This is a genomic window from Intrasporangium sp. (assembly GCF_035280925.1).
Classification (GTDB): Bacteria; Actinomycetota; Actinomycetes; order Actinomycetales; family Dermatophilaceae; genus Intrasporangium.
In genome coordinates this window covers 1-23,470 of record NZ_DATEEY010000034.1, presented here as the reverse complement: position 1 = coordinate 23,470, position 23,470 = coordinate 1, and the positions used below count along the sequence as shown (strand labels likewise).

Below are 23,470 nucleotides of genomic sequence, written 5' to 3'. Positions count from 1 at the left end.
GCTTCCGTCGCATCCACGAGCACCGCCCCCAGTCGGTCGTACCCACGCGACCGCGCCATCTCGAGCGGCGTCAACGGCTCCGTCGCGGACGGCCGGTTCAGCCGGACCCCGCCGGCAACCAGCACACGGACCGTGTCGACGCATGCCGCTGAGCTGCGTCTCAGCCAGACGGCTTCGTGAAGTGCGTGGTAGCCAATCCGATTCACGTGGTCCTTGGCGATGGCGGTCCGCAACAGCTCGCCGACGACGAGGTGGTGCCCACGCTCAGCCGCGCGGATGAGCCCGGGCCCGTTCCAGCTGTCCTTGTCGTTGACCTCTGCCCCGTTCGCCAGCGTGAGCCGGAGCAGGTCGAGGTAGCCCTCGCTCGTCGCGATGAGATAGGCCGACTGCACCGTCGAGTCCTTGGCGTTGACGTCGGCTCCCCTGTCGATGAGCGCCCGGCCGCCGTGACGTCGTTCTTCCACGCCGCGTCGCGGAGCTGCTGGTCGAGCTTGGCCTGATGTGGCGACACCGGCGCGCGGGAGCGAGCCCAGCGGCATACACCCGGAGTGAGCGCCGGGCGAGGGCGAGCTCAGCGGTCGAGGCTGGTGCACACGCACGTGCGGTTGCCCTCGGGGTCGGCGAGGACGACGAACGACGGCGCGTTGTCGTTGTCCACCACGGTGCCGCCGGCCGCGACCGCCGCGGCGATGCGCTCCTCGGCGATGTCGTGCGGCAGCCACAGGTCGATGTGGAACCGCTGTCGCGGCGTCCTGTGGTGGTCGGTGTCCTGGAACCACAGCAGCGGCACCCGTCCGTTGGGGTCGACGACGTCCGAGCCATGGAGGGCGTCCGTGCTGCCGGTCAGCAGGGCAGCCCAGAAGGGACCGACCGCGGCGAGATCCGCTGTGTCGAGGGCCAGCTCGACCTCCGCCACGGCGTGCGGGTCCGCCGGGACGCCCTGCTCCTGCGCGATCTCGCTGATCCGACGGGCGAGGTGGATGTCGCGCTTGGTCAGGGCGACGGCGTCGTGACTCATCAGAGCCAGGTCGACGTGGGGGTAGGAGAGCGTCACGTCGGGGTGGTGGTTCGCCGCCTCCGCCGCCTCGGAGACCGCGGTGACGAACCGGAGCCCGGTCGCGAAGTCACCGGTGAGGAAGCGAGCGTGCAGGGCCTGGGCGAGCTTTCGCCAGTCGGCGAGGCCGGCATCGAGGATCTGCTCAACGGTGAGGCTCTCCATCGACCCAGTATGTCCGACGCACACCGCCGCGGCGGCCCGCCCTCAACCCCTCCCTCAAACCCGGCGGGAGCGCCCAAGACGCGCCAGGACCTTCGTCTGCCGGTCCGCATCGCGAGCAACCGCCACCGCTGGCTTGCAGACTCCATCGTCATAGAGGTGCTCGCCGAAGGCCGGCAATGCCGTCTCGATCGCATCCAGCTCCTCGTCGGTCAGCCGCTCGTCGCGCTGCGCGGCCTGGGCGAGGTCCCACCGGTGCACGACCAGGTCGAACCCATAGAAGTTCACGATGGTCGCGCCGACCGTCGTGCGTCCGAAGAGTCCGTCGTACTCCAGGGTCGCCACCGCCTCGTCAGCCAGCAGCTGGCGCGTCTCCTCCTCGTGGGCGTGCCAGCCGGCGACCGCGTCCTCGAGGGACGGGTCGGCATCGAGCTCGATCCCGCGCGAGCGCAGGAACCCGCGCTGCGTCCCCACGACGTGGGCCACGACGTCCCGCCCCGTCCAGCCCTCACACGCCGATGGTGAGTCCCAGGCCTCCGGTGGCAGCGTGTCGACGACGGAGCCGAACCGGTGGGCCAGGTCGGCGTAGCGGTCGAGGACAAGGTTCTTCGATGCAGTGGTGTTCGATGTCGTGGTCATGCGCTCGACCGTAGGGAGGGCGGCGTCGGTGCGTCTTGATACTTTCCGACACATGCCCGGTAGACCCGATCCGGACACCGAGCCGGCCCACCTGCTCGACCCGGCCGACCTGCACTTCACCATCGACCGCTATCCCGTCTCCCCGGACCTGGAGCCGATCGCGCGCCGGTTCTGGATCCCCGTCTGGGACGTCCCGGCCGGCCGGGAGTCACCACAGCGCGTCCTGCAGTACCCGGTCTGCCTCCTCGTCGTGTCCGACGAGTACGTCCGCTTCTTCGGCGTCGTCTCCGGTCTGTCGTCGACCACGCTGGTCGGTCGCGGCTGGGCCCTCGGCCTCATGCTCCAGCCAGCAGCGGGGCACCTGCTCACCGGGCGCCCGGTCCGCGACCTGACCGACCGCTTCGTCGACGTCGAGAGCGTGACCGGGCTCAGCGGCATACGCCTGGGTGCTCGGATTCGGGCCATCATGCGGGACGACCCCCGGGACGAGGACCGACGGGCGGAGGCGCGGACGCTCGTGGAGGACCACCTCGCCACCCACCTGCCGATTGACGAGGAGGGCGCCTTCGTCAACGGGGTCGTCGAGGCCGTCGAGACGACACCGGGGCTGCTGCGCGTGGACGACCTGTGCGCGCGGTTCGATGTTGCCGAGCGGACCCTCCAGCGGGTACTGCTCAAGCGGGTCGGCATGTCGCCGAAGTGGCTCATCCGCCGTCGGCGCCTGCAGGAGGCCGCGGACCGGCTCCGCGATGCCGATGCCGATCTCTCCGGCATCGCGATCGAGCTCGGCTACGCCGACCAGGCGCACTTCACCCGCGACTTCCGTGCGGCGACGGGGCTGACGCCGGGTCGGTTCGCGGCGCGGTTCCGGTGACTGCGCCGCTCAGCCCTCGGCATGCTCGGACGGAGGCGCCGAGCCTCCTTGGGGGACGGTCCCGGCCATGAGCCGGGCCAGCTCCGCCTGATCCGCTGGGGAGGGCAGGCCCCATCCAGGTTGGTAGCCGAAGACCTCAGCCATCGGTCGCACGTCCATCTGGCCGAACATCATCTCGACGTCCTCCATGCTGAGCAGGCCCGGATGCGGGACGCCGGCGGCCTCGGTGATCCGCAGCATGTCCTTGCGCCACGACTTCACGTAGTTCGCCAGCCGAACGGACTTGAGCGTCGGGTCGAGTCCCCGGACCAGCCACGGGTTCTGCGTCGCCACGCCGGTGGGACACGTGTCGGCGTGGCACTTCTGCGCCTGGATGCAGCCGATCGCGAGCATGGCCTCACGGGCCACGTTGACCATGTCGGCCCCGAGCGCGAACGCGATGACGGCGTTGTCGGGCAGGCCGAGCTTGCCCCCTCCGACGAAGGTCACCCGGTCGGACAGGCCAGCCTCGGCGAAGAGCGGGTAGACCCGGCTGAACCCGGCCCGGAACGGCAGTGACACCGTGTCGCTGAAGACCATCGGGGCTGCACCCGTGCCACCCTCGCCGCCGTCGATGGTGACGAAGTCGACACCTCTCGAGCCTTCGCTCATCTGCCGGACCAGCTCCTCCCAGAAGTCGCGATGCCCGACTGCGGACTTGATCCCGACGGGCAGGCCGGTGGCGTCGGCGATCTTCTCGATCCAGTCGAGCATCGAGTCGACGTCGCTGAACTCGGCGTGGCGCGAAGGGCTCACGCAGTCGACGTCCATCGCGATGCCGCGGATGCGCGCGATCTCCGGCGTGATCTTCGGCGCGGGCAACAGGCCGCCCAGACCCGGCTTGGCGCCTTGGCTGAGCTTGACCTCGATGGCCTTGACCGGCGTGGACTGGACGAGGTCGACGAGCCGCTGCAGGTCGAAGCGGCCCTGCTCGTCGCGGCAGCCGAAGTAGGCCGTGCCGATCTGGAAGATGAGGTCGCCGCCCCGGCGGTGGTGGTCGGAAAGGCCGCCCTCGCCGGTGTTGTGCAGCGCCCCGACCAGCTTGGCCCCCTCGTTGAGCGCCCGGATGGCCGGTCCCGAGAGCGAGCCGTAGCTCATCGCCGAGATGTTGATGATCGAGTCGGGCCGGAAGGCGTGCCGGCGCCCCCGGGCGGCCCCGAGGACCTTGGCACTCGGCAGCCACGCCTCGTGACCGGCGTGGGCGCCGCTCGGCGGGGCCACGCTGGCGAAGGTCCGCTGCTTGATGACGGGGTAGCCCTCGTTGTACTCGACGTCGTTGTCAGTGCCGAAGCCCTGGTAGTTGTTCTCCAGCTTGGCGGACCGGTAGATCCAGGAGCGCTGGTCCCGGCTGAAGGGCCGCTCCTCGTCGTTGCCCGTGACGATGTACTGGCGCAGCTCCGGCCCGATCGTCTCGAGGAGGTAGCGCCCGTGCCCGATGACCGGGAAGTTGCGCAGGAGGGCGTGCTTCCGCTGGATCAGGTCGTAGGCCGCGATGCCGCCGAGTCCGAGTAGCGAGAGCCCGGCCTTGGACAGTGACGGCTTCATGACTGACGGTCCTTTCCTGCGGCGGCCCCGCAGCCGGGGACCGTCAGCCGCGGGCCGTGCTGTGGATGTCCTTGAGCCCCACGTACCCCTCGGCGTTCGCGCGAATCCGCTGCAGGTCGGCGTCGCTCAGCTCCCGCCGCACCTTGCCCGGCACGCCCGCGACGAGGGAGCGGGGCGGGATGATGGCCCCCTCCTGGATGACCGCCCCCGCGGCGACGAGCGACCCCGCACCGATGTGGGCCTGGTTGAGCACGATCGCGCCCATCCCGATGAGGCAGTCGTCCTCGACCGTGCACCCGTGCAGCACGGCGCGGTGGCCGACCGAGACGCGGGCGCCGATGGTCGCCGGCTTGCCCAGGTCGGTGTGGACGATGACGCCGTCCTGCAGGTTGCTCCGCTCGCCGAGGACGATCGGCTCGAGCTCCGCACGCAGCACCGCGGTGTACCAGACGCTCGAGTCGGCCCGGAGCTCGACGTTGCCGACGAGGTCGGCGCTCGGGGCGACCCAGGCGGACTCGTGGACGTTCGGGGCGTGGTCACCGAGAGGGATCAACATGACGAGAGGGTATGCCGCTGAGCTGACTCCTCGTCGGGCGCCTCCTCCCAGCGTGGTCGGCGACAACCGAAGGTCGCGTGGCTCGCATCCTGCTCACGCTTTGCGGAGCAGGATGCGAGTCGTGAGCGCGACGGGGCTGGATTTCGCAGATCCCTGCTCGTGCTCGGCTTGGCAGCGCTGCCGCCATCTCGGTCGGGCGCCGCACGTGAGCGGCACGAGGGCCGCCCGTGACCCGAGGGCTCAGCCGGCGTCGCTCGCGAGGAAGGTGCGTGCGCCGCGAAGCCGGGTACGCAGCTTCGCCTGGGTCCTCGTCGAGTCGAGCCGCACGTCGATGGGCCCTCGCAGGGTGCTCGCAGCGCGAAGGGCCCGGGGGATGGTGGCGTGGTCCAGCCCGTCGCGGCGAGCGATCAGGACGCCGAGCTCGTAACGGCTCACGGCATCGGCGCCCGCGACGTGATGCACTCCATGGTGCGACGACTCGGCCAGCTCCAACAGTGCTGATGCGAGGTCGGAGACGTGCACGGGGCACCGGATCTCGTCGCTGAAGAGTGCTCCGCCGGAACCGGATGCAACTGCGTGGACGAGCTTCTCGGATGGTGAGTCGCCGTCGCCAAGGATGAGCGACGTCCGGGCGATGATCCCGTCAGGGGCGATCCCCTTGACGGCTGTCTCCGCGGCCGCCTTGGCTGCTCCATAGGGACTGACGGGGTCCGGGAGGCACGTCTCGTCATACGTGGCTGCGTCTCCGGAGAAGACGACGTCGCTGGACACGTGGACGAGCCGCGCTCCCACCGCCGCCGCCGCGAGCGCGACGTGCGTGGCTCCGTCCGCCGTGGTTGCCCAGTCGGCCTGCAGGTACGCGGCATTGATGACGAGGTCAGGACGGGCGTCCTCTGCCAGCCTCGTCACGACATCGCGGTCTCGGACGTCGACCTGGCGCCAGTCCGGGCCCGGGGGCAGCGGAGCGGCGGAGTGGAAGGTGGCCGTGACGGCATGACCTGCCGCTCGCGACTGCCGGACGATCTCCCGCCCCAAGAAGCCACTACCGCCGACCACGAGCAGATGCACGCGCTCAGGCCTCGATGCGATCGAGCTGCTCGATGACCCGCTCCAGGAGACTGGCGAGGACACTCCGTTCGTCCGCAGCCAGCCCGCGCAGGATGTCGCTCTCGACGACGTTGGACTCGCGGATGGCGTCGCTGAAGAGGTCCCAGCCCCCGCTCGTCAGGGAGATGAGGGTCCTCGTCCGGTTGGTCTCGTCGGGACGTCGCTGGATCAAGCCGCGCTGGGCCATCTTGTCCAGGCGGTGGGTCATCGAGGACGGCGCGACGCTCGTGAGGTCTGCGAGCTGGCTGGGAGTGAGTCTCGCCTCGCCCGCCTTGGCGAGGGCGGCGACGACGGCCCACTCGCCCGGGGTGAGGTCCAGGTCGGCGAGCTGTCGGACGTACCACTGGTCGAGCTTCTTCGTCACGCCGTAGATCCCGGTGATGACGCGTTGCACCGACTCCTCGCCACCGGCAGCCACGTAGGCGGCGACGGCCTTCCGGTGCTGCTCCTGTGCACTCCTCACCCGCGCTGCCATAACCCGATTGTGGCACGGCTCCTTCGACTGCTAACCTTTCGAGATCGAACTTTAGAGTTCGAAATATTCGGCATCGAAGCCGTGTTGACCTTCCGGCTGCCTCCGCCACCACGTCACCAGAAAGGGTGTGAATTCGCCATGCGCGCCAAGCTGCTCATTCTCGCGTCCTCGGTCGGGATGCTCGGCTGGGGTGCCGTCCTTCCCTACCAGTACGCGTATGCCGCTGACACCCGCGCGTGGGGGTCGTTGGCGGCCGCTGCGGCCTCCTCCCTCTTCTCGGTCGGCGCCCTCATCGCCGCACCCTTCGCCGGGCGACTGAGTGACCGCTTCAACCCGGTCGTCGTCGCCGTGCTCGCCCAGCTGCTCGCCGCCCTCGGCGTCGGTGCGCTCGTCTTCGCCGACGCCCCGACGACGTTCCTCCTCGGGATGTTCGTGTTCGGCCTGGGCCTGGCCGCCGCCATGCCGGCCAAGCAGGTGCTCGTGCTCCGCTGGGTCGCCGGGGCCGACCGGCGCAAGGTCTTCGCCTACAAGTTCACCGGCGAGGCGATCGGTATGGCGATCGGCGCCTACGTGGCCGGCCACCTCGTCGACCTGTCGCGCGCCGACGGTTTGGACGTCGGATTCCTCACGGCTGCACTGGGGTTCGTCCTCTCGTCGGCGATCATCGGGAGCGTCGGGGCCCGAGCGACGGTCCACCCGGACAGCGGGCTCGACACCACGGGCGCGAACGCCGGCCGGCCGATCGAGGCGCTGCGGACGATCTTCGCGAGTCCGGCGCTGAGGTGGACCGCCGTCATCACGGTGAGCCTCGCGCTCGGTTTCTACGCGCAGTTCGAGGCGGGCCTGCCGGCCTACGCGATCACCGTGCTAGACGTCGACTCCACGGCGATCGGCACGGCGGCCGCGGTCAACTCGATCATCATCGTGCTGCTCCAGGTCGTCGTCATCCGCGCCACCGCCCGTCGGAGCGCACCGACGCTCCTCATGGCGGTCGGCTCCATCTGGGTGCTCGCCTGGCTCATCCTGTCAGCCGCGCAGTTCCGGCCCGAGATCGCCGCGGCGCTCTTCGTCACCACGTTCGGCGTTTTCGCAGTCGGCGAGACGATGTACTCCCCGGTGCTCAACCCGCTGACCGCCTCGCTCGCGCCCAAGGGCATGGTCGGCCAGACGCTGGGCACCTTCGCGGCGCTCCAGACCACCTTCTCAGCCATCGGCCCTCTCGTGGCCGGGGCTCTGCTGGGGGCGGGGCTGGCCAACGGCTTCCTCGGCCTGCACCTCGGTATCAGCTTGCTCGCCGTCTACGCCGCCTGGCGGCTGCGCGGGGTCCTCGCGGCACGGGCTCAGACGAGCGCTCGGACGAGTGCTCACACGAGTGCTCAGACGAGTGCTCAGACGAGCTCGTCGACGGGCGTCAGCAGCAGCCTGCCTGCCAGGCCGACGGAGCGGGAGAGCGTCGCGGCATAGTCCGTCCGGAGCGGTTCCAGCCGGTCCAACCGCCAGAGGACGTTGGCGTTCGTCCAGGCCGCGTCCCTGGCCCGGTTGATGCTCCACGCGCCGACGAGGTCGGCGATCGGGCCCGTGTGGGCTCGGTCGACCTCGAGGACGAGCCCGTCGAGGAACGACTGACGCACCTCCTCCTGTGCCGCGGCGAGGAGCTCGTTGATCCGGAGGTAGTCCTCGTACACGCCCGGGCTGGCTGGCGAGAGCCGGAGCTCACGACAGGTGGCGACGACGGCGAGCGGCAGGTCGTTGTTGATGTGGGCGTTCATGCCGGCGAGCGCGTACTGGATGGGCAGCCGGCCGGGGGTGTGGCGCAGCTCGAGAACCGGAGCCCAGGCCGCGGGGGGCACCTGCCCACGCAGTGCGTCGAGGTAGAGACCCGCGAAGCGGAGGTCGAGCCGGGCGAGGAACGCGGGGTTGGTGAAGTAGCCGTCGGTGACCCGGTCGCGCACGAGCTCCGTCACACGGAGGTACAGGTGGTTGAAGGTGCGCACGCCGTCCTCGGGGACCAGCTCGCGGTCGATGGCACGCATCCGCTCGATGAGCTGCTCGACCGTGGCGAAGTCCGGGCCCAGGGTGTCCGGCGTGTCCCCCGGCCGCCCCCGGGACCACCAGGTCCGCACGCCGTCGACGATCCCCGAGAGCCAGCCCATCCTCGGACGCTAGCCCCGCGAACGGTCACGCCGCGGGCGAACCAGCCGATCCGCTCTCGACAGCTCAGGCCGGCGTCACCGCGATGACGACCTTCCCGCGGACGTGCCCCGCCTCGCTCAGCCGATGGGCCGCGGCGGCATCCTCGAGCGGCACGACACGCTCGACCTCGACGCGGTACCGGCCTTCTGCATGCAGGCGTACGACGGTCTCGAGCGCGTCCATGGCGCGCGGCCCGTCGCGGACCGCCCTGGCCCCCAGCTCAGGGGCGTCGAAGTCGGCCACGCTGACGACCTGCGTTGGTTCGTCCACGAGTTCGACCAGCTCGGCAACCGAACCGGACCCGGCGGTGTCGAGCACCGCGGTCACGCTGCCCACGCCGAGGGCAGCCACCCGGTCCCCGATCCCCGGCCCGTACGTCGTGTGGTGTGCCCCGAGGCTTCGCACGTAGTCGGCGTTGCGCTCGGACGACGTCCCGATCACGGTCGCGCCCAGCGCCCGGGCGAGCTGCACGGCCGCGGATCCCACGCCGCCGGACGCTCCCTCGACGAGCAGGACGGTCCCCTCGCCCACCCGAAGGTCCTCGAGCCCGCGCTGGGCGGTCTCACTGGCCAGCGCGCACGCGGCGGCGTCCGCCCAGGGCAGCGAGGCCGGCTTGCGAGCCCATCCGTCCAGCAGCGCCAGCTCGGCCGTCGTTGCGGAGCCGAGCCCGAAGACCTCGTCTCCTACCTGCATGCCCACCACGCCGGCGCCTACCTCGTCGACGACTCCCGAGGCGTCGAGGCCCGGCACGACGGGGAAGGTCGGGCGGATGACGTCCTTCATCCGCCCCGACCGGACCTTGACGTCCCAGGCGTTGACGCTCGCCGCCCGCACGCGGATGCGCACCTGGCCTGCTCCCGCATGCGGCTCAGGCACCTCACCGACCTCGAGAACGTCCGGACCGCCGTACTCGTGGTGCACGAGCGCGAACACGGCTCAGCCCCTTTCGTGGAAGCGCACGATCCGCTCGATGGCCTCTCCGACGGCCTCGGAGCCCGCCGCAAAGCTCAGCCGCACCGACCGCTCACCCGCGCGGTCGTCGAAGTCACCACCCGGGGTGAGCGCCACCCCTTCCGTGTCGAGCAGAGCCGTGGCGTATGCCGCTGAGCTGGCCCACCGGCCCACCTGACCGCCGAGATCGGCGTAGTAGTAGAACGCGCCGTCCGCGGGTGCCGCGGTTCCCCAGCCGAGGCGGGGTGCGTGCTCGAGCAGCAGCTTCCTCGTGCGGGCGAACTCGCCGACGGCCTCGTCACACTGGGCGTACGACTCGTCTGTGAACGCCTCGACGGCTGCGTACTGCGCGGGCGTCGGCGGGCAGAGGGCGACGTTGCCGGCCAGGGCGTCGACGGGGCGCGCCAGCTCCTCAGGAAGCAGCAGCCACCCGAGGCGCCAGCCGGTCATGCCCCAGTACTTGGAGAACGACGACACGACGATCGCGGAGTCGTCGAGCTCCCAGGCACAGACGCCACGCGGGTCAGCGGCCCCGGCCTCCGGGTACGTCACGCCATGGTAGATCTCGTCGCTGACGAGCCGGACGCCGTTCGCAGCACACCACTCGACAATGGACGTGAGCTCGGCCCGGTCGACCATGGTGCCAGTCGGGTTCGCCGGCGAGGCGACGATGAGGCCCGCGAGCGGGGACTGTCGATGGGCGGCCTCGAGCAGCTCCGGCGTGGGCTGGAAGCGCACCTCGGGGCCACAGTCGATCTCGACGACCTCACAGCCGAGTGCGGTGAGGATGTTGCGGTAGGCCGGGTAGCCCGGGCGGGCCAGGGCGACGCGGTCGCCGGCATCGAACGCCGCGAGGAAGGCGAGCATGAAGCCGCCGGACGAGCCGGTCGTGACCGCCACGCGCGCGGGATCGACGTCGAGGCCGTACCAGCGCCCGTAGTGACCCGCGAGCGCCTCACGCAATGGGCGGATCCCGAGGGCAGACGTGTAGGTGAGCGCCTGCCCCGACGCGTGGACTTCCACGGCCGCCCGGGACACGGCCGCCGGGGCGCCGCCCGACGGCTCGCCCGCGCAGAGCGAGATGACGTCCCGACCAGCCGCCCGGAGCACCGCCACGCGGTCGAGGACGTCCATCACCTCGAAGGGCGGCACGAGAGAACGGCGGGACGGCTGGAACGGGTGAGGCGTGTCGATCACTCGCCCAGTCTCCCCCACCCCGGGATCCGTTCTGCGGCGCAACCACCGGCAGGGTCGGGTGCGCAGGGCAACGTCCCGGTCCGTAGTCCATGAGCGCCGACTCGGGGCGCAGAACCGACACCCTGGAGCCCATACGCGGGTGCCCACGGTAGATTGGCGAATGCCGTCGAAGGAATCGAGGAGGTGGTACCCGTGAACGGATCGATGTGGGTGCTCCCCCCAGGGGTCACGACAGGACGATAGGTCGTCCGGGAGCGCCGTCCAGGTGCATTTCCCGAAAGGCACGACCATGCGATTCACCTCCGAACAGCGCCTCGACGACGGGGTCATCGAGCGCCAGTTCTTCCTCGGCGAGATCCCTGGCGTCCTGTGGACGCCCGGATCGCCATCCGGACCGGTTCCACTGGTCCTTCTCGGCCACCCCGGCGGCCTGCACCGGATGTACCCGCGGCTGGTGTCCCGGGCCCGCGGCTGCGCGGCGAGCGGCTTCGCGTCGGCCACCATCGAGCTTCCCGGGAGCGGTGACCGGCCGCCCGTGTCCACCATCCAGCGCGCCCGCGCCGATCTGCGGCGGACACTGAGTGCCGGCGAGACGGTCGATCCCGAACTCATCGACCGGCTCATCCTCCCCTTGGTCGAGCGAGCGGTCCCGGAGTGGCGGGCCACCATTGACGCTCTGCTCGCCCATGCCGAGGTTGGCGGACCGATCGGGTACTCGGGAGGAGTGATCTCGATCGGTATCCGACTTGCGATCATCGAGCCGCGCATCGTGGCTGCCGGCTTGTTCGCCGGGAGCTTCGTGCCGCGCACCATGCTTGACGAGGCCCGCCGGGTCACGATTCCCCTCCATGTCCTGCTGCAGTGGGACGACGAAGGAAACGACCGGCAGATGGCCCTTGACCTGTTCGACGCGTTCGGTTCCAACGAGAAGACCCTTCACGCCAACCTGGGCGGGCACACCGGCGTCCCGAAGTTCGCTGGCGACGACGTCGCCAGGTTCTTCGCACGGCACCTGAAATGAATCCGCGAAGCGACCCGCGTGATCCGGCCGCCCCGCGAGGCGGGTCACGTCCGGGTCCGCGTGGGGCTACCCTCGGGCCATGGATGCACCCGAGCCGGTCACCGAGGGTTCGTCGATGATCGACTCCTTCTGGCGGGTGGCCAGGATGCGAGCCAAGCTCAACCCGACCGGGTACTACACCGGGGAGCGGCCCTTGGCCTCCCTTCGGCCGCCGGCCTGGGCCTTCGGGGCCACACCCGAGCAGGCCGACGAGCTTCTCGCGCTCGTCCTGTCCGGCAGCAAGACCGCGACTTCCGGGGCGCTGTGGGACTACGAGGCGGACGGTGAGGCGCTGCCGACGCCGGGAGCGCTTGGCATCGTCACCGACGGTCGCGGTGTCCCGCACGCCCTGATCGTGACGACCCAGGTCGAGGTCGTCCCCTTCGACGAGGTCAGCGCCGAGCACGCGTACCTCGAGGGTGAGGGCGACCGGTCGCTGGCCACCTGGCGCGACGTGCACGAACGGTTCTTCACGGAGCACGCGGTGCACAGTCGAGGATTCAGACCGGACATGCCGGTCGTCCTTCAGCGCTTCGCCGTTCTCTACAGCCAGGGCTCCGCCGACGTCGGCAGCTGAAGACGCGGTCGGTGGCCCAGCCCTGCGGGGACGGGACGCTCTCACCTCTCTGATGGCCCGCTCTCCGAGCAGTCCATTGGCCTCGAGGGGCCTGCTCGCCGGCAGCCCAGGCAGATCCGGGCGTGGCGTGTGCGGTGCGACCTAGCCTGTCTGCATGCGAAGCTTCCACGACGAGAACCTCACCGGCGCAGAGTTCCGCGAATGCGACCTGAGTAGGGCGCGGATGGTCGGCGTGGTCATGCAGGACGCCGAGATCGACGGCCTGGTCAGCAATCTCGTGGTCAACGGGGTCGAGGTGATGTCGTACGTCGAGGCGGAGCTCGACCGCCGACACCCGGTACGGCTGCTGATCCGCTCCGACCAGCTGGTCGACCTGAGAGAGGCCTGGCGGCAGCTACGGGACGATTGGGCCACGACCACCGAGCGAGTTCGGTCCATGCCCGAGAACAGCGAACATCACGGCGTCGACGGCGAGTGGTCGATGGTCGAAACCCTGCGCCACCTCGTCTTTGTGCACGACTCCTGGTTCCGACGCTGCGTGCTCGGGCTCACGGAGCCGTTCACGGCCATGGGCCTGGGTCCGCCGATCGTCATGGACCAGGACAACGGGCTCGACCCGTCCGCCCGGCCGAGCCTCGACGAGGTGCTCGCCGTACGAGTCCGGCAGGCTTCCGAGATCGAGACATGGCTGGCCGAGGTCACGCCTGATCAGCTCGCGCAGACCGCCCCGGTCCCGGACGACGACAGATGGCCCCCGTACGCCAAGGGGCGGACAGTGCGGCAATGCCTCGGCACCGTGCTCAACGAGGAATGGGCTCACCACCGGTTCTGCAAGCGTGATCTGGACAAGCTGTCGCGTCAGGACTCTTCGCACGTGTGACGGGTGGGCGGGCCACGACCGGCGGCAGGATGGTGCGTCATCCGCGGCACCTGCCAGCCGCGAAGCCGGCCATCCTGTCGGTGAGCGGTGACACCATGGCCGCATGGCCGACGAGGAGGCGCCCGAGGTGTTGGCCGGCCAGCCGGTGATCTCGTTCGCGACTGTGCTCGACTGCGAGGCATGGTTCGCCGAGCACTCCGCCGACCACGGGGGCTTCTGGCTCAAGATCGGCAAGAAGGGCGCGGCGGCGACGGTCACCTACGTCGAGGCGCTCGACGTCGCCCTCTGTCATGGCTGGATCGACGGGCAGAAGCGGGGATACGACGAGACCCATTGGTTGCAGCGCTTCACTCGGCGCGGGCCGCGGAGCACATGGTCGCAGATCAACCGGGACAAGGCCGAGGCGCTGATCGAGGCAGGTCGCATGCGCCCGGCCGGGCAGGCGCAGGTCGACGCCGCGAAGGCCGACGGCCGGTGGGCGGCGGCCTATGCCGGCCAGAAGAGCGCGACCGTCCCCGCAGACTTGGCCGCCGCGCTCGCGGCCGACCCGGAGGCCAAGGCGTTCTTCGAGACCCTCCGGGGCGCCAACCGCTATGCGATCCTCTACCGCGTCCAGGATGCGAAGAAGCCGGAGACCCGGGCCGCGCGCATCGCGAAGTTCGTCGAGATGTGCCACAACCACGAGACCGTCCACTGACTGGTGGCCAGCTTCGGTGACGTCGCGGATCGGCCGAGACCAGGCCGCCCAGGATGCGCTCAGCTCCGGACGTCCGGAGGTCGGCAGGTGGGTGAATCAGGCGCTCTGGCCGACTGAACGGCACACCCCATCGTCGGTGGTTTCCCCGCCGCTTCAGGAGAGTCAGGCGTTGGAAACCTCATGTTCGAGCTTGAGCACGCGGGGGAAGAGGACGTTGTTCTCGAGGTGAATGTGCTCGTGCAGGTCGAGCTCCATCTCCTCCAGCCCCTTGAGCATCGCACGATAGGAGTTGCACGCGTCGTCCGGTGCGGCATAGCCACCGGTGATCCTGCGCATCTCCGTGAAGAGCGCGCCGACGGCGTCATGCTCGGCACGGAGCTCCTCGATGGGCTTGGCGAACGAGCCGAACGCCGCGAGGGGCGCCCTTGTCTTCTCGAGCCGGCTGATGGCCGGGAAGACGACGCGCTCCTCGGTGGTCATGTGCGGGTCGAGGGCCGCCACTGCCTCGGTGTAGGCCGCTCGCACCCGAGCAAGCTCGGGGTGCCGGTCACCATGCACCGTATTGACCTTGTCGACAAGCGCCTGCAGTCGCGGCATCTCCTCCCACATGTACGCGTGGTGGGTGTCGACGATGTCGTGGGCGAGGACCGCGTTCTCGCGAGCCGGCTGGCCCGAGGGTGCCGGCGAGCCGTCGGCGAGGTCCAGTGCCCGCGCAACGCCGGCGAGGTCCAGACCGGCATCGCTCGCCGCTTCGGCGAGGGATCGCTGACCGCTGCAGCAGTAGTCGAGACCAAGCTTCTCCAGGATGCGCGTGCGGCGGGGGTCCTCGATGACCAGATCACCCAACGTGGCGCTGATGTCTACGGGCATGACGTTCATGCTAGGTCCACGGGCAGCGGACGGTCGTCTGGGCCACCGATCGCGACGCGTCACCTGGACTCGAGCAGAGCCTTGAGTCGGGCGAGATCCTTCGTCGTGGCCCGGCGCATGGCCCGTCCCATCGCCTTGGCGCCGATGGCCGCAAAGCCGCTGGGCTGGCCGGAGTTGCCCAGCGTCATACGGGTCTGACCCTCGCCGACCTTCTCCCACGTGTAGGTCGTGCGCATGGGGAAGGGCTTGCCGTCGGACTGCATGACAAGCCGCTCCCCGGGAACGTGCTCGACGATCTCGTAGACGTATTCGAGCTGGCGGCCGAGGAACAACGCGACGAACGCGACCCGGCTTCCGACCCGCACCGGGGCCTCCGTCTGCCACTCGACGCGCTTGATGTTGGCGTACCACTCGGGAGCGTTCGAGGGGTCGCCCGCAAAGGCGGAGACCTCCTCGACCGGTCGATCAATGAGGGTTTCCACAAGGACGTCCACGGGCATGTGTCCCAGCGTGGCACAGCGGCCACGGTGCGGCGGAAGCGAGCCCAGCGGCATACGGCGCCGTGGTTCGTCTCTTCCCGAGGGCGCCTGATCAGATCCGCGCGTTGATCGCCTGGTAGCCGGAGTCCTCGCGGGTACCGCCCATGCCGTCACCGACGGTGGAGTAGTCCGCGACCCACTCGAGCGAGCGGATGTACTTGACCATCTTGTAGCCGACGTAGGACTCGACCCGCAGGCGCAACGGCGCCCCGAAGGTCCACGGCAGTGGCTTGTCGTTCATCGACCAGGCGAAGATCGACTCGCCCTCGTGGCAGTCGTCGATCGGGATGCACGAGTAGAACGGCTCGAGCGGTCGCCCGTCGTGCATGCTCTGGGCGAGGCCGAACGAGGTGACGAGCAGGTACTTGGCGTCGGCCGGTGGCGGTCCGGCGAGCGCCATGACGTCCATCACCTTCGGGCCCTTCCACTTGGCGATGCCCGTCCAGCCCTGCATGCAGGCGTGCGCGACGATCTGCTCCTGCTGCGGCAGGGCCTTGATCTGCTCGAACGGCACCCGAATGATGCGGTGGAGGTCGTCGGACGGGCCGATCTCGAGGACGTAGTCCCGGAAGTCGTGCGCGGCGAGGTCGTGCCACTCCGGGGACTCGTCCGGACTGGGATAGCGGCCGTTGGTCCAGTGGTACGGCGAGATGTCCTTCTCCGTGTACGCCTGAGCGGAGCGGTTGCGCGGCCTGAGCCTGTTGACCGTGAGCCTGCGGACGGGCTCCATCAGGGCGAAGAGGAACTGCTGCGTCTTGCGTCTGTCGCGCAGGCTGAGGTGACTGATCGCGATCCACGCGATGACGACGAGGGCGATCGTCGTCAGGATGATCGTCGTGGCCTGGGCGACCCGGGCCGGGTCGTACTCGCCGAAGACCATGTGCGTGACGTTGTACTGGCGGTGCGAGATGAACACGAGCGCGACGTGCCCGACGATGAAGACGGAGAGGACGACCATCCCGAGGAAGTGGATCGACCGCGCGGCCTGGCGCCCACCGAAGAGCTTCGGCAGCCAGGGGAACCGGCTGCTGACGGCGGGCGACATCACCGGTCCGGTCACCATCATGAGCGGGGCGACGATGAAGACGATGGCGAAGTAGGTGAGTCGCTGCAGCGCGTCATAGGGCGTGAAGTGCTCGATCGACGGGACCCCGAAGCCGACATAGATCTTCAACGACTCCCAGGCCTCCGGGAAGACGCTCCACGACGTCGGCACGATGCGGCGCCACTCACCGGTGAGGAAGAGCAGCGAGACGTACACGACGCCGTTGAGCACCCAGAGCATCGTCACGAGGCCGTGCCAGTGACGGCCCAGACCGGGGTTGCGCTTGCCGGGCAGCGTCAGCCAGCTTGGCGGCTCCAGCTCGTCGTCATGGGCCGTGTAGGCGCCCTCCTCGGGAGGGACCGCTCGCCTGGTGAACTTGATCCACTCCGTGCCGGGACCGCAGTCGCTGCGCCAGTAGAACCGCGGATGGGTGGCAATGATCTGCCAGCCGGACCTCAGCAGCAGGCCGATGAGGAAGAAGTTGATGAGGTGAGTGACCCGCAGCCAGGCGGGGAAGTCGAAGTCGGACATCTGGTACTCCGTGGCGTGAGCGACTTAGCTACTACAAGGCGTAGGACTACGTCTCGTCGTATTTATATGGCCGGGGCCGTGCAAAATCAAGTCCGTGCCCCACGCCTTCTGCCGTCATATGGGGCTCCGACACACTGCGCAGCGCGTCTTCCCACTGCTAGACAGAGGGCTTCAGCGGCCTCGAACACCGGAAGGGACAGCGTCGTGCCCACGACAAGCGGATTCAGCCACTCGATCATCGAGACGCCACGTCTTGCCATGAATGTCTGGGTGAGCGGACCGGACGACGGAACGCCAGTCCTGCTCATCCATGGCAACCTCACGACCGGAGGCTTCTGGACCTACGTTGCCGCCGAGCTTCCCGACGACATCCGCGTCATCGCACCCGACATGCGGGGCTTCGGGCTGACCGAGGACGCCCCCATCGATGCGACGCGCGGCCTCGGGGACATGTCCGACGACGTCCACGGCCTCCTCGAGGCACTCGGCCTGGCGGGGCGCGGCGCGGTCCACGCCGTCGGCTGGTCGATGGGCGGCGGCATCCTCCAGCAGCTGCTGCTCGAGCACCCGGACGACCTCGCGAGCCTCACGCTCGTCGCGCCAGTGTCGCCCTACGGCTTCGGCGGCACCGTCGATGCCCAGGGAACGCTCGCCTTCCCGGACGCCGCATCGAGTGGAGGCGGCGGCGCGGCGCCGGAGTTCGTGCGGCGCCTGAGGGAGAAGGACACGTCGGAGGAGGACCCGAACTCCAGCCCGCGAGTCATCCTCCGCAGCTTCTACGGGGCGGGCGCGAACGCCGCCAACGTCGACGAGGACTTCCTCCTCGCCGAGGCCCTGACGACCCGCGTCGGGGACGACTTCTACCCCGGCGACAGCGCGGCCTCGGACAACTGGCCGACGACGGCACCGGGCAACCGTGGCGTGCTCAACACGATGTCACCCAAGCACTTCAACACGTCCGCCATCGCCACGAGCACGGCCGGCATCCCGATCACGTGGATCCACGGCACCGAGGACCTCGTGTGCAGCGACCGGTCGATGTTCGACTTCGGCACGCTCGGAGAGCTCGGGGCGGTGCCCGGATGGCCCGGCGCCGACATGCTGCCTCCGCAACCGATGAAGGCGCAGCTGCGGGCGGTGCTGGACGGCTATGCCTCTCAGCCCGGCCAGGCCGACCTCGTCCGCGAGGTGGAGCTCGAGGGCATTGCGCACGGCCTCCCGCTCGAGGTTCCCGCCCGGATCGCCGAGGAGATCCTGGCGCTCGTCCACCGCTGACCGACACGTGGCCGTATGCCGCTGGGCCCGGTCCCAGCGGCAGGCATCCTCAGCCGGTGGTGACCGAGGTCATCGTCCCGCGGTTTGGCTGGCCGAGCGCGGTTATCTACAGTTGGTGCCGTGCAAAATAATCGGGCGAGCCAGACCCTCTCCCGGGCTGTCTTCCTCGTCCCGGCCGGGCTCGCGATGGTCGCGGGCGTCAACGCCGCGCTCCTGCTCGTCGGTGTCTCTGCCCCCGTGCAGTCGGAGCGGCTGGCCGACCTCCACGGCATGCTCATGGTCGGCGGCTTCCTCGGCACCCTCATCGCGATGGAGCGCGCCGTCGCGCTCCGCCATCCGCTGGGCTACCTGGCCCCGGGTCTCCTGGGACTGGGGGCGCTCGCGCTCATCAGCCCCGCGCCCATGCAGCTCGGCCAGCTCCTCCTTGTCGATGGCAGCATCGCCTTTGTGGCGGTGTACGCCGCGCTGTGGCGGCGCAACCACGACGACGTCGTCGTCGTCGAGCTGCTCGGCGCGGTCCACCTGACCATCGCCGCACTCCTGTGGCTGCGCGTCGACGTCCCCTGGCTCATGCCCTGGCTCGTCGGCTTCCTCGTGCTCACCATCTGCGCCGAGCGGGTCGAGCTCGCCCGCCTCGCCATGCCGGCAACCGGTGGAAGGACGCTCGTCCTCCACGCGGCCGCCCTGACCGTGGCACTCGTGCTGACCCTCGTCTCGGCAGACGTCGGGGCGCGCGCCACCGGGCTCGTCATCGCCTCACTCGTCGTCTGGCTCGTCCGCCACGACGTGGCCCGCCGGACCATCCGGACCACCGGCCTGCCCCGCTTCAGCGCCGCCGCCCTGCTCGGCGGGTACGTGTGGCTGTTGCTCGCGGCGGTCACCTGGGTGGTGGCCGGAGCCCAGACCGAGGGCGTCCTCTACGACGTCGTCATCCACGCGGTCATGCTCGGCTTCGCCATCTCCATGGTGATGGCGCACGCACCGATCATCCTTCCGGCTGTGCTCAAGCGGCCCCTCCCCTACCGGACGGTCATGTGGATCCCCCTGGTGCTCATGCACCTCGGCCTGGCGGTCCGAATCCTCGCCGGAGACTTCGCCGGGCAGCGGACCCTGTGGCAGATCGGCTCGATCACCAACATCGTCGCCCTGCTCCTCTTCGTCGCGATCGCTGCCGGATCGAGCATCGCAGGCGTCACCCCGCTGAGAAGGAAACCCGTATGAGCACCCGTGGCTCGTGGTTCATGCGCGACCGGCCCGTCGTCATCTGGTTGATGGCGGCGCTCGTGGTCAGCCTGGTCCACCCGTTCTTCGCCTACTCCCGGTGGCTCATGGTCCACCTCGTCGTCCTCGGGGCGGTGACGCACGCGGCCATGGTGTGGAGCGTCCACTTCACCGAGGCGCTGCTCAAGACCAGGTCCGGCTTCGAGGAGCGCCACCTCCAGACGATCCGCCTGTCTGTCTTCCAGGGCGGCGTCCTGCTCGTTCTCGTCGGGGTGCCGACCCGCGTCTGGCCGCTCACCCTCGTCGGCGGAATCCTCATCTCAGCGGCGGTCGGCTGGCACGCGGTCATGCTCGTCCGGCGGCTCAAGGCGGCCCTCCCGGGACGGTTCCGGGTCACGGTCCGCTACTACCTCGTGGCCGCTCTCCTGCTCCCCGTCGGCGCCACCTTCGGTGTCCTCCTCGCCCGCGGCGGCGCCACCGATACCGCCCACGGCCAGCTGCTCGTGGCGCACACGATGGTCAACCTGCTGGGCTGGATCGGCCTCACCGTGCTCGGCACCCTCGTCACCCTGTGGCCGACGATGCTGCGCACCAAGATGGCCGATACCGCCGAATCCGCCTCCCAGCACGCCCTCCCCGTGCTCGCCGGCGGCCTGGCCCTCGTCATCGCCTCTCCGCTCCTGGACCAGGCGATGGTCGGGGTCGCCGGCATCGCGCTCTACCTCGCGGGCACGCTCTGGGTCTACCGCCCGATCGTCACCGCCGCCCGGCGGCGCCCGCCCTACGCCTTCCCCACCCTTTCGGCCGGCGCCGGGCTCCTCTGGCTCCCCGTCGGCCTCGTCCTCATGGGCTGGTCCCTCGCCACGCGCGGCTCGTGGGCGGCCCTGGCGGACAACTACGGTGCGCTGACCACGATCTTCGTCGTCGGCTTCGCCCTCCAGATCCTGCTCGGCGCGCTGTCCTACCTGCTTCCCGTCGTCATCGGTGGAGGTCCGTCCGTCCTGCGCGCTGGCATGGCCGAGCTCGAGCGCTGGGGCACCGCCCGCGTCGCCGTTGCCAACCTCGGCCTGGCGATCTGCCTGCTGCCCGTGCCGAGCCTGGTCCGGGTCATCGTGTCGATGCTGACCCTCATCGCTCTCGCCCTGTCGATCCCCTTGCTGCTGCGTGGCCTCCGGGCCTCCATCCGCGCCAAGAAGGCCAAGGAGGCCGTCGCGGCGGTCGGCGGGCAGCCCGGCCTCAGCACGAAACCCTCGAAGTCCGAGGTCGTCGCCCTCACGACGCAGTCGTCGACGCAGACCTGGTCCCGTCCCCAGCTCGTCGCCGCCGTCGCCATCATCGCCGTCGGCGTGACGCTCGGCGTCGGACTCGACCCCGCCGCGGCGGGACTCAACGTCGCCGGCGCCATCAAGCCGGCCGCCGTGGACATCGCACCGACGGGCCACACGACCACGGTCAAGGTGACTGCCAAGGACATGCGCTTCAGCCCGGCAGAGATCTCCGTCCCGCTCGGCGACCGGCTCGTCATCGAGGTCGAGAACACCGACCCGAGCGACGTGCACGACCTCGTGCTCGCGACGGGCGAGAGCACCGGCCGTGTCAGCCCCGGCGGCAAGGCCTCGCTCGAGGTCCCCGTCGTCGGCAGCTCCATCGACGGCTGGTGCTCGGTCGTCGGTCACCGCCAGATGGGAATGGTCTTCAACGTGAAGGCGCTCGGCGGCGACACCAGCGCGGAGGCCGCGCCCACAGCTCCCGCGACGTCGGGCACCCACGGCGGACACGCCAGCTCTGGACCCAGCCCCGCGATCGACTTCATGGCGAGATGGGGAACGAGCTCAGCGGCATACGACCCCGTCCTGCCTCCCCTCACCGACGAGAAGGTGCGCCGGGTCACGCTGACGGTACGCGAGGAGAAGCTCGAGGTCGCGCCAGGAGTGACGCAGACGCGCTGGACGTACAACGGCTCGTCGATCGGGCCCACGCTCCACGGCCGGGTGGGCGACACCTTCGAGATCACGCTCGTCAACCACGGGTCCATGGGCCACTCGATCGACTTCCACGCGAGCGAGCTCGCACCCGACGGGCCGATGCGCACGATCGAGCCCGGGGAGAGCCTCGTCTACCGGTTCACCGCGAAGCGCTCCGGGATCTGGATGTACCACTGCGCGACGATGCCGATGGCGACGCACATCGCGGCGGGCATGGCCGGGGCGGTCGTCATCGAGCCCGAGGGCCTGCCGACGGTCGACCACTCCTACCTCATGGTCCAGTCCGAGATCTTCCTTGGGGCACAAGGTGATCCGGTCAACGCCGACAAGGTCATGGCCGAGACGCCCGACGCTGTCGTCTTCAACGGCCATGCCAACCAGTACGTCGACCACCCGCTCGAGGCCCGCGTCGGCGAGAGGGTGCGGATCTGGGTGCTCGACGTCGGACCCAACCGGCCCTCGTCCTTCCACGTCGTCGGCGGGCAGTTCGACACCGTCTACAAGGAGGGCACCTACCTGCTGAGGAACGGGCGTGGCCCGCTCGACCCGCCCGGCACGACGACCGGCGGCTCGCAGGCGCTCGACCTGGCTGCGGCGCAGGGCGGTTTCGTCGAGCTGAGCTTCCCGGAGCCCGGGCACTACCCCGTCGTCAACCACGTCATGGTGGATGCCGAGCGCGGCGCCCGGGGCATCGTCGAGGTCACCGATTAGGAGTCCGTATGCCGCTGGGCGGGTTCCGCGGGGACGCTCCGGACCCGCAGGGCTGGCTCACGAACGCGTCCCGTAGACGCGCAGGATGCTGTGGTGCACGGCGGCTGTGGCCTCGCCGCTCGTCATCCGGCCGGCGGCGATCTCGGCGCCGGCCGCGTGACCGAGCGCGATCGTGGCCGCCACCAGCCAGGCAGGGCTCATGCCGGGGTCGAACTCGCCGGTCTGCTGACCACGCCGGATCAGCCGCTCCAGGCCGGGGACCACGGGCGCGTGCTGGCGCTCCGATTCGGATGCGTCGACGGCGGTCGCCGCGGGGTGGAGGAGCAGCGGGTAATGGTCGAGGAGCCGCCAGCTGGCCTCCAGCCAGCGCAGCAGGGCCTCGGTGGCGGTCCCGCTGTCCAGCTCGGCCGCCTCGAGGCCGGCGACGACGTCGGCGGTGATCCGGTCGATGACCGCGGCGAGCAGCACCTGCCGAGACGAGTAGTGCGCGTAGATGGTCTGCCGAGACACTCCGGCGGCAGCGGCGACGTGGTCCAGGCTGGCATCGGGGTGCCGACCGAGCACCTGCACCGCAGCATCCAGCACGGCGGCGGCGCTGTGGTCGGCGTCGGCCCGTCGGCGGCGGCGGCGAGTTCGGGGAGTTCCGAGAGATAGGTCTGACACGGTTGTCCAATCTACCGCTCTCGCTTATCCTTGACGGGTCTGTCAAAGATAACTGGATCTGAGGAGAACCATGACACTCACGCCTCGTAGCGACCTGGCCGGTTACCTGGTCCGCTATCCGAAGGAGGCCGGGCTCGGCGGCGAGGATCCGGCAACCGTGCTGGACCGCTACCACACCCCCGACTACGAGCTGCTCAGCGACGGGGTCCGGCTCGATCGGCAGCGGCTGCTGGACCACATCGGACCGGCGCGCAAGCGGGCTGCCGCTCTCCAGGTCGACGTGGAGCAGGCCCTCGTGGACGGCGACGACGTTGCCGCCCGGTACCGCCTGACCGCAGAGCTCGCCAAGGGCGGCGTCATCGCCACGGAGATCTACCTGTTCGGCACCCTCGCGCCCGACGGGCGGCTGCGTCGTGCGGTGCAGGTCACCCGGACGGTTGGCTGACTGACCGGGCGAAGGCGCCGAGGTTCGAGCCCACCCTGTGACCGCGTCGCGAACAGGGCTGGCATCGTGGCGACGGTCAATAGGGTGACGGGCATGAGCACACGCAGCCTGGAGATCGCCCAGTCCTTGGCGCCCGATCTGGTCGCGCTCCGACGCCGGCTGCACCAGATCCCCGAGAT

24 protein-coding genes are annotated in these 23,470 nt (G+C 69.9%); 10 read left to right on the top strand and 14 right to left on the bottom strand.

The window, feature by feature from the left end:
* The 3 genes from VJN29_RS03680 to VJN29_RS03670 form a co-directional block, all read right to left on the bottom strand.
* The coding region (locus VJN29_RS03680) for an ankyrin repeat domain-containing protein (protein ID WP_324142227.1) at positions 1-464 on the bottom strand (464 nt) is incomplete at its 3' end.
* Positions 465-571: 107 nt separating this feature from the next.
* Complete coding sequence (locus VJN29_RS03675; protein WP_324142226.1) at positions 572-1,219, bottom strand: 4a-hydroxytetrahydrobiopterin dehydratase; 648 nt, start codon at positions 1,217-1,219, stop codon at positions 572-574.
* 54 nt (positions 1,220-1,273) lie between these two features.
* Entirely contained in the window at positions 1,274-1,855 is a 582-nt protein-coding gene (locus VJN29_RS03670) for a maleylpyruvate isomerase family mycothiol-dependent enzyme (protein WP_324142225.1), read from the bottom strand.
* A 52-nt stretch (positions 1,856-1,907) separates the two neighbouring features.
* On the opposite strand from VJN29_RS03670, the gene VJN29_RS03665 reads away from it, so the two are divergent.
* Positions 1,908-2,729: a helix-turn-helix domain-containing protein gene (locus tag VJN29_RS03665; protein ID WP_324142224.1), complete on the top strand. Its 822-nt coding sequence runs from the start codon at positions 1,908-1,910 to the stop codon at positions 2,727-2,729.
* A gap of 9 nt (positions 2,730-2,738) precedes the next feature.
* Here VJN29_RS03665 and VJN29_RS03660 read toward each other — a convergent pair whose 3' ends face one another.
* From VJN29_RS03660 to VJN29_RS03645, 4 genes are all read right to left on the bottom strand, one after another.
* The gene (locus VJN29_RS03660) at positions 2,739-4,313 is read right to left on the bottom strand and encodes an FMN-binding glutamate synthase family protein (RefSeq protein ID WP_324142223.1); all 1,575 of its coding nucleotides are present in this window, start codon (positions 4,311-4,313) and stop codon (positions 2,739-2,741) included.
* Between the two features lie 43 nt (positions 4,314-4,356).
* The gene (locus VJN29_RS03655; protein WP_324142222.1) at positions 4,357-4,869 is read right to left on the bottom strand and encodes a gamma carbonic anhydrase family protein; all 513 of its coding nucleotides are present in this window, start codon (positions 4,867-4,869) and stop codon (positions 4,357-4,359) included.
* 240 nt (positions 4,870-5,109) lie between these two features.
* On the bottom strand, positions 5,110-5,937 hold the full coding sequence (locus VJN29_RS03650) for an SDR family oxidoreductase (protein WP_324142221.1): 828 nt from the start codon (positions 5,935-5,937) through the stop codon (positions 5,110-5,112).
* A gap of 4 nt (positions 5,938-5,941) precedes the next feature.
* Positions 5,942-6,451: a MarR family transcriptional regulator gene (locus tag VJN29_RS03645; RefSeq protein ID WP_324142220.1), complete on the bottom strand. Its 510-nt coding sequence runs from the start codon at positions 6,449-6,451 to the stop codon at positions 5,942-5,944.
* A 138-nt stretch (positions 6,452-6,589) separates the two neighbouring features.
* Here VJN29_RS03645 and VJN29_RS03640 point away from each other — a divergent pair, with 138 nt between their 5' ends.
* Positions 6,590-7,915, top strand: coding sequence for an MFS transporter (locus VJN29_RS03640; RefSeq protein ID WP_324142219.1), 1,326 nt, complete (start codon positions 6,590-6,592; stop codon positions 7,913-7,915).
* Here the strand turns inward: VJN29_RS03640 and VJN29_RS03635 are convergent.
* The 3 genes from VJN29_RS03635 to VJN29_RS03625 form a co-directional block, all read right to left on the bottom strand.
* Positions 7,840-8,604, bottom strand: a complete 765-nt coding sequence (locus VJN29_RS03635; protein ID WP_324142218.1) for a DUF5995 family protein — start codon at positions 8,602-8,604, stop codon at positions 7,840-7,842. The two genes, VJN29_RS03640 and VJN29_RS03635, sit on opposite strands and share 76 nt — an antisense overlap.
* 64 nt (positions 8,605-8,668) lie before the next feature.
* A complete protein-coding gene (locus tag VJN29_RS03630) occupies positions 8,669-9,577 on the bottom strand; it encodes an NADP-dependent oxidoreductase (protein ID WP_324142217.1) in 909 nt (302 codons plus the stop codon).
* A gap of 3 nt (positions 9,578-9,580) precedes the next feature.
* Positions 9,581-10,792 (bottom strand): aminotransferase class I/II-fold pyridoxal phosphate-dependent enzyme, encoded by a 1,212-nt coding sequence (locus VJN29_RS03625; protein ID WP_324142216.1) that lies wholly within the window; start codon positions 10,790-10,792, stop codon positions 9,581-9,583.
* Between the two features lie 289 nt (positions 10,793-11,081).
* Between VJN29_RS03625 and VJN29_RS03620 the strand changes: the two genes are divergently transcribed.
* The 4 genes from VJN29_RS03620 (at position 11,082) to VJN29_RS03605 (ending at position 14,006) form a co-directional block, all read left to right on the top strand.
* Positions 11,082-11,813: an alpha/beta hydrolase gene (locus VJN29_RS03620; protein WP_324142215.1), complete on the top strand. Its 732-nt coding sequence runs from the start codon at positions 11,082-11,084 to the stop codon at positions 11,811-11,813.
* Positions 11,814-11,892: 79 nt separating this feature from the next.
* Positions 11,893-12,429 carry an ASCH domain-containing protein gene (locus tag VJN29_RS03615; protein WP_324142214.1) on the top strand — a complete coding sequence of 179 codons (537 nt, stop codon included), beginning with the start codon at positions 11,893-11,895 and terminating at the stop codon, positions 12,427-12,429.
* A 154-nt stretch (positions 12,430-12,583) separates the two neighbouring features.
* Entirely contained in the window at positions 12,584-13,309 is a 726-nt protein-coding gene (locus tag VJN29_RS03610; protein WP_324142213.1) for a DinB family protein, read from the top strand.
* A gap of 103 nt (positions 13,310-13,412) precedes the next feature.
* Positions 13,413-14,006: a YdeI/OmpD-associated family protein gene (locus tag VJN29_RS03605; protein WP_324142212.1), complete on the top strand. Its 594-nt coding sequence runs from the start codon at positions 13,413-13,415 to the stop codon at positions 14,004-14,006.
* 162 nt (positions 14,007-14,168) lie between these two features.
* Here the strand turns inward: VJN29_RS03605 and ric are convergent, their stop codons facing one another.
* The 3 genes from ric to VJN29_RS03590 form a co-directional block, all read right to left on the bottom strand.
* Positions 14,169-14,876: an iron-sulfur cluster repair di-iron protein gene (gene ric / locus VJN29_RS03600; RefSeq protein WP_324142211.1), complete on the bottom strand. Its 708-nt coding sequence runs from the start codon at positions 14,874-14,876 to the stop codon at positions 14,169-14,171.
* A 59-nt stretch (positions 14,877-14,935) separates the two neighbouring features.
* Positions 14,936-15,376, bottom strand: a complete 441-nt coding sequence (locus tag VJN29_RS03595) for an SRPBCC family protein (protein WP_324142210.1) — start codon at positions 15,374-15,376, stop codon at positions 14,936-14,938.
* A 91-nt stretch (positions 15,377-15,467) separates the two neighbouring features.
* The gene (locus VJN29_RS03590) at positions 15,468-16,991 is read right to left on the bottom strand and encodes a molybdopterin-dependent oxidoreductase (protein WP_324142209.1); all 1,524 of its coding nucleotides are present in this window, start codon (positions 16,989-16,991) and stop codon (positions 15,468-15,470) included.
* Positions 16,992-17,195: 204 nt separating this feature from the next.
* Between VJN29_RS03590 and VJN29_RS03585 the strand changes: the two genes are divergently transcribed.
* The 3 genes from VJN29_RS03585 (at position 17,196) to VJN29_RS03575 (ending at position 22,183) form a co-directional block, all read left to right on the top strand.
* Complete coding sequence (locus tag VJN29_RS03585) at positions 17,196-18,266, top strand: alpha/beta fold hydrolase (RefSeq protein WP_324142208.1); 1,071 nt, start codon at positions 17,196-17,198, stop codon at positions 18,264-18,266.
* Positions 18,267-18,386: 120 nt separating this feature from the next.
* Positions 18,387-19,487, top strand: a complete 1,101-nt coding sequence (locus VJN29_RS03580; RefSeq protein ID WP_324142207.1) for a hypothetical protein — start codon at positions 18,387-18,389, stop codon at positions 19,485-19,487.
* Entirely contained in the window at positions 19,484-22,183 is a 2,700-nt protein-coding gene (locus VJN29_RS03575) for a multicopper oxidase domain-containing protein (RefSeq protein ID WP_324142206.1), read from the top strand. Before VJN29_RS03580 ends, VJN29_RS03575 begins: the two co-directional genes overlap by 4 nt.
* 57 nt (positions 22,184-22,240) lie before the next feature.
* On the opposite strand, the gene VJN29_RS03570 is transcribed toward VJN29_RS03575, so the two are convergent.
* The gene (locus VJN29_RS03570) at positions 22,241-22,846 is read right to left on the bottom strand and encodes a TetR/AcrR family transcriptional regulator (protein WP_324142205.1); all 606 of its coding nucleotides are present in this window, start codon (positions 22,844-22,846) and stop codon (positions 22,241-22,243) included.
* A gap of 70 nt (positions 22,847-22,916) precedes the next feature.
* On the opposite strand from VJN29_RS03570, the gene VJN29_RS03565 reads away from it, so the two are divergent.
* Positions 22,917-23,291, top strand: coding sequence for a nuclear transport factor 2 family protein (locus tag VJN29_RS03565; RefSeq protein ID WP_324142204.1), 375 nt, complete (start codon positions 22,917-22,919; stop codon positions 23,289-23,291).
* Positions 23,292-23,470 lie beyond the last annotated feature (179 nt).